The following is a 5,858-nucleotide window of genomic DNA, read 5'->3' as shown; positions in this document are numbered from 1 at the left end:
GGAAGGTCGCCGGGTACTCGCTCGGCGAAGCAGACCTGCTCCGTCGAGCCATGGGCAAGAAGAAAAAGGAGATCCTCGACGAGGCCTACGGAGGCTTCGCCGAAGGCATGACCAAGAACGGCTTCTCGCAGGCGGCGATCACCGCGCTCTGGGACACGGTTCTGCCGTTCGCCGGCTACGCATTCAACAAGTCGCACGCCGCCGGGTACGGGCTGGTCTCGTTCTGGACCGCCTACCTCAAGGCCAACTATCCGGCCGAGTACATGGCCGGTCTGCTCACCTCGGTCGGCGACGACAAGGACAAGTCGGCGATCTACCTGGCCGACTGCCGGAAGATGGGCATCACGGTGCTGCCGCCGGACGTCAACGAATCGCGCGCGGACTTCGCGGCGGTCGGCGACGACATCCGATTCGGCCTCGCGGCGATCCGCAACGTCGGCTCCGGTGTGGTGTCGTCGATCATCGCCTCCCGCGAGGAGAAGGGCGCCTTCAACGGCTTCTCGGACTATCTCGGCAAGATCGACGTGACGGCCTGCAACAAGAAGGTCACTGAATCCCTGATCAAGGCCGGTGCGTTCGACTCGCTCGACCATCCCCGCAAGGGCCTGTTCCTGGTGCACGCCGACGCCGTCGACTCGGTGCTCGGCACCAAGAAGGCCGAGGCGATCGGGCAGTTCGACCTCTTCGGTGACATGGGCGGTGGGGACGAGGCGATCAGCGAGGTCTTCGCCGTCAAGGTGCCCGACGAGGAGTGGGAGTCCAAGCACAAGCTCGCCCTCGAGCGCGACATGCTGGGCCTCTACGTCTCCGGGCATCCGCTGGCCGGGGTGGAGCACGCACTGGCCGCGCAGACCGACACCTCGATCACCCAGCTCCTGGAAGATCAGGTGAAGGACGGCGCCCATATCACCATCGGCGGCATAATCTCCTCGGTCACCCGGCGGGTGAACAAGAAGGGCGAACCGTGGGCGGCGGTGACCGTCGAGGACATGGTCGGCGGCGTGGAGGTCTACTTCTTCCCGCGCGCCTACGTGGCGTTCGGCATGGACCTGACGGTGGACAACATCGTGTTGGTCAAGGCGCGGGTCAACAAGCGCGACGACTCGATGATGATCAGCGCCAACGACCTCGCCGTGCCCGACCTCTCGGCCGTCGGAACCACCAAGCCGCTCAATCTGACATTGCAGGCGCGCGCGTGCACGCCGTCGAAGGTGGCCTCGCTCAAGCAGGTGCTCCAGCGGCACGCCGGGACGTCGGACGTCCACGTGACGCTGGTCAGCGACCAGAAGCAGACGCGACTGCTGCTGACCGACGCCCTGCGGGTCACACCGTCCTCGGCCCTGATGGGCGACCTCAAAGCCCTCCTCGGCCCCAGCTGCCTGTCCTGAGCTCGTGGCGGAGTGTGCGACGACACGAGGTCGAAGGGCCTGTCCTGAGCTCGTGGCGGAGCTGACTGGACGGGGCGACTAGTGCTGGTGCTCGACGGTGCGGACGAGGTGGTCGAGTCGACCACGATCCGCAAGTCGCGGTTCGTCGCGACCGTGGCACCCGTGTCCTCCGAGGACGAACTGAGTGCGCTGGTGGACCGCAAGCGCGATCCGTCGGCGAACCACACGTGCTGGGGTGCGGTGATCGGCAGCGGCCCGCAGCGGATCGCGCGCTGCAGCGACGACGGCGAGCCCGCCGGAACGGCCGGTCCGCCCATTCTGGCGGCGCTGACTTCGCGCGAGGTGGTCGACGCCGCGATCGTGGTGGTGCGCTGGTTCGGCGGCGTGAAACTCGGTGCCGGCGGGCTGGTGCGCGCCTACGGCGGCAGCGCGACGGCGGTGCTCGACAAGGCCTCGCTGCGCGAGGCGCGGCCGGTCACCCGGATGCGTCTGGACGTCCCGGTTCACGATGCGGGACGGGCCGAGCGCCTCCTCTATTCCCTCGGCGATGTGCACGGGGCCGTTTACGGCGCTGCGTGCGTCACGTACACCGTGGAGGTGGGCGCCGAACACGAAGGCAGTCTGCGTGATCGGCTGATGTCCCTCACCTCCGGCGGAGCGCAGGTCGTCGAGGTCGCGCGTCGTCTGGCCTGATCACGGGCACGCCGGGTGCCAGGTTTCGGTAGCCCGAAGTTTTCCTGTCGGCGCATGCTACAGTCGAGTTGTGACGACACTGAACAACGCTTACCGCCGACCCGCAATGCGGGCGCGTGATCGACGGAACACCGCCGCCGCGCCGACGGCTGACGTCTTCGGTGTCGCATGGCCCCTCTACAAGCTGCACGCTGTCGTCGCAGCCGTCCTCGCCGTGGCCGTCGTGCTGGTCGCCGGCGGGTCCGGCGTCGTGGCGATGTGGGTCAGCGCAATCGCGATGCTTGCCGTCTGGTGGGGCGAGCGTGTCGTGATCGGCGCGCGGTGGGACGATGGTGGGCGTGACCACCACGCCCGCGACTGATACACCCGCCGTCACCGGACTCACTCCGGCCAGCATCGATGCGGCCGCCGCCACGCTCGACGGCGTCGTCTCCCGAACCCCGCTGGAGGCCTGCCCGCGTCTGAGCGAGGCGACCGGCGCGAACGTGCACCTGAAGCGCGAAGACCTGCAGGCGGTCCGTTCCTACAAGATTCGCGGTGCGTACAACGTGATGGCGCAGTTGACTCCCGAGGAGCTCGCCGCGGGAGTCGTCGCCGCCAGCGCCGGCAACCATGCGCAGGGCGTCGCGTTCGCGTGTCGCACCATGAAGGTGCGGGGACGCATCTACGTCCCGACCACCACGCCCAAGCAGAAGCGTGACCGCATCTCTTGGCACGGCAAGGAGTACGTGGAGCTGCTCGCGGTGGGCGACACGTACGACGCGGCCGCCTCCGCGGCGCAGACCGACGTGCTGCGGACCGGAGCCACCTGGATCCACGCGTTCGACGACCCCCGGACCGCCTCGGGTCAGGGGACCATCGGCAAGGAGATCGTCGAGCAACTCGGGGCGAAGCCCGACGTGGTGGTGCTGCCGGTCGGCGGCGGCGGCTGCCTGGCCGGCATCGTGACGTACCTGCGCGACGCGTACCCCGACACTGCGATCGTCGGCGTCGAGCCCGCCGGAGCGGTCTCGATGGCCGCGGCGTTGGTGGCGGGCGAGCCCCACACGCTGGCGGAGATCGACCCGTTCGTCGACGGCGCCGCGGTCAAGCGCATCGGCAGTCTGGGGCACCGGGTCCTGGCGCAGGCGGGCGCGCGCGTCGTCGAGCACCCGGTGCTCGCCGAGATCACCGGTGACCCGAAAGCGCCGGTGATCTCTCGCGACGCGGTCGACCTGGCGCCTGGAAGCGTCACCGTCACGCACGTCGACGAGGGCGCGATCTGCTCGACGATGCTGGAGCTCTATCAGAACGAGGGCATCATCGCCGAGCCCGCCGGGGCACTGGCCGCGACCGCCCTCGCCGAGCTGGATCTGCCCGAGGGCGCCGAGGTCGTGGCTCTGGTGTCGGGCGGCAACAACGACGTCTCCCGGTACGGCGAGATCATCGAGCGCTCGCTGGTGCACCGCGGTCTCAAGCACTACTTCCTGGTGAACTTCCCGCAGGAGCCCGGGGCGCTGCGCCGCTTCCTCGACGAGGTGCTCGGCCCCGACGACGACATCACCCTGTTCGAGTACGTGAAGCGGAACAACCGAGAGACCGGCGCCGCGCTGGTCGGTGTCGAGCTGGGCAGCAGGGACTCCTTCGATGCGCTGCTGGACCGGATGAAGCACTCGCGCCTGGACGTCGAACTCCTCGAGCCGGGCACCCCTGCCTACGACTACCTCACCTGACGACGCAGTGTGTGTCGGCGCACCTGCACACTGCGCCTCGGCGGGTTCGCCGACATTCTGTGACGAGCGCCCGTAGCGGCGCCGAGCCGCGGAGGCCCGACCTCAGGTCGGACTTGAGACTTTCGGCGCGGCGCCCGTTCCGGCCGCAGCGGACTCGTCCGGATATCTGATAAGCGGATGTAACCAGACTTATTACTGTTCAGTAAGGTTTCCGGCTCCGGATGTGTCGGCAATCACAGATACGGACCGGGGGCCGGTTGAGACACGACCCCGATCAAACGTGAGGGCGAACACATAAGGGCTTCTCAGGTATGTATATTCCTACCCACGGGTCAGGTCCGATCGGCCCGAAACAGGGTCTTGGTCCTCTTGCGGACCGCGCGACCGCCAAGACGGATGTGAAGGCAGGGGAGTGAGCACAGACACTGTCGATGCCGGCGCGCCGCTTGCTCGGAGTCGCCGAAGGTTCTCGGACACCGGCTTCGGAAAGTGGTGGCGCGAACACATCACCAAGTCCTTCGAGACCTTCGGCCGTCAGCTGGCCATGTTCGTCGAGGTCTTCAGGGTGCTCGTCACGGATCTGGTCAAGGGTCGCTTCCCGTTCGGCGAGTTCGTCCGGCAGTGCGGGTTCATGGCCTCGACGTCGGTCTTCCCGACGCTGTTGGTCGCCATCCCGATCGGCGTCATCGTCTCGATCCAGGTGTCGAACATCGCCGGGCAGATCGGTGCGACGTCGTTCGCCGGCGCCGCGACCGGTCTCGGTGTGATCCGGCAGGGCGCGCCGCTGGTCACGGCGCTCATCATGGCCGGCGCCATCGGCTCGGCCATCGCCGCCGATCTCGGCTCGCGGACCATCCGCGACGAGATCGACGCGATGAAGGTGATGGGTGTCAACCCGGTCGAGCGCCTGATCTCGCCGCGACTGCTCGCCACCATGGTCGTCAGCTTCCTGCTCTGCGGCTTCGTCTGCTTCGTCGGCTTCATCACCGGTTACGTGTTCAACGTGTACATGCAGGGCGGCACCCCGGGCAGTTACACCGGCACGTTCGCGTCGTTCGCCGGACCGCCGGACCTGATATTCGCCTTGGTCAAGGCGGTGATCTTCGGCGCCATCGTCGCCGTGGTCGCCTGCGACCGCGGGCTGACCACGAGCGGCGGTCCGGCCGGCGTCGCGAACTCGGTGAACGCGGCCGTCGTGAACTCGGTGATCATGCTGTTCACCGTCAACGTGGTGCTGACCCAGCTGTTCGCGCTCGTCGTTCCGACGAAGGTGGTGTGACGTGACCGCGTCCCGGTATGTAGCACCGGTCCTCCGGCCGCTCGAGTGGCTCAAGCAGCTGTGGATCGTCCCGCGCGATGCGCTGGTCTCGATGGGCCACTTCGTGACTTTCCTGGTGAAGTCCATCGGTCTGGCACCGATCACCTTCCGGCATTACCAGAAGGAAGTCTGGCGCCTGCTGTCCGACGTCGCATGGGGCAACGGCGCGATCGTCGTGGGCGGCGGCACCGTCGGCGTCATGGTCATCCTGGGCATCATGGGTGGTGCGACCGTCGGCATCGAGGGCTATACGGCGCTGAACCTGCTCGGCATGGAACCGTTGACCGGTGCGCTCTCGGCCTTCGCCACCACCCGCGAGATCGCCCCGCTGCTCGCGGCGACGGCCTTCGCCGCACAGTCGGGCTGCCGATTCACCGCGCAGCTGGGCTCCATGCGGATCAGCGAGGAGATCGACGCCCTCGAGGCCATCGCGATCCGGCCGCTGCCGTACCTGGTCACCACCCGCATGGCGGCCGCGGTGCTCTCGATCGTGCCGTTGTACGCGATCTCGCTGGCCGCGAACTACATCGCGGCCCAGGTCGTCTTCCAGCTCCAGAGCGGGCAGGGTGCCGGCACCTACCTCCACTACTTCCAGCAGTTCATGCTCTCCTCGGACGTGATCTTCTCGTTCCTCAAGGTCGTGGTCTTTGTGCTGTTGACCACCTTCATCCAGTGCTACTACGGGTACTTCGCCTCGGGCGGGCCGGAGGGCGTCGGCATCGCAGCCGGTCACGCCATCCGATTGGC

General features: G+C 67.6%; 6 protein-coding genes. All 6 read left to right on the top strand.

Translation table 11 applies throughout. The annotated features are described in order from the left end of the window. The coding region (locus GX543_RS18325) for an OB-fold nucleic acid binding domain-containing protein (protein ID WP_366929093.1) at positions 1-1,388 on the top strand (1,388 nt) is incomplete at its 5' end. Between the two features lie 87 nt (positions 1,389-1,475). Next, positions 1,476-2,081, top strand: a complete 606-nt coding sequence (locus GX543_RS18320; RefSeq protein ID WP_234353716.1) for a YigZ family protein — start codon at positions 1,476-1,478, stop codon at positions 2,079-2,081. Between the two features lie 70 nt (positions 2,082-2,151). After that, the gene (locus GX543_RS18315; protein WP_234353715.1) at positions 2,152-2,442 is read left to right on the top strand and encodes a hypothetical protein; all 291 of its coding nucleotides are present in this window, start codon (positions 2,152-2,154) and stop codon (positions 2,440-2,442) included. Beyond that, complete coding sequence (ilvA, locus tag GX543_RS18310) at positions 2,411-3,793, top strand: threonine ammonia-lyase IlvA (RefSeq protein WP_290854004.1); 1,383 nt, start codon at positions 2,411-2,413, stop codon at positions 3,791-3,793. Before GX543_RS18315 ends, ilvA begins: the two co-directional genes overlap by 32 nt. A gap of 505 nt (positions 3,794-4,298) precedes the next feature. Beyond that, positions 4,299-5,072 (top strand): ABC transporter permease, encoded by a 774-nt coding sequence (locus tag GX543_RS18305; RefSeq protein WP_105943926.1) that lies wholly within the window; start codon positions 4,299-4,301, stop codon positions 5,070-5,072. 1 nt (position 5,073) lies between these two features. Beyond that, positions 5,074-5,858 (top strand): ABC transporter permease (locus GX543_RS18300; RefSeq protein WP_290854002.1); only part of this gene is annotated, 785 nt, incomplete at its 3' end.

The organism is Gordonia sp. (in: high G+C Gram-positive bacteria) (assembly GCF_012515855.1).
GTDB lineage: Bacteria > Actinomycetota > Actinomycetes > Mycobacteriales > Mycobacteriaceae > Gordonia.
The sequence above is the reverse complement of the archived record's forward strand: the minus strand, read 5'-3'. Positions and strand labels throughout refer to the sequence as shown.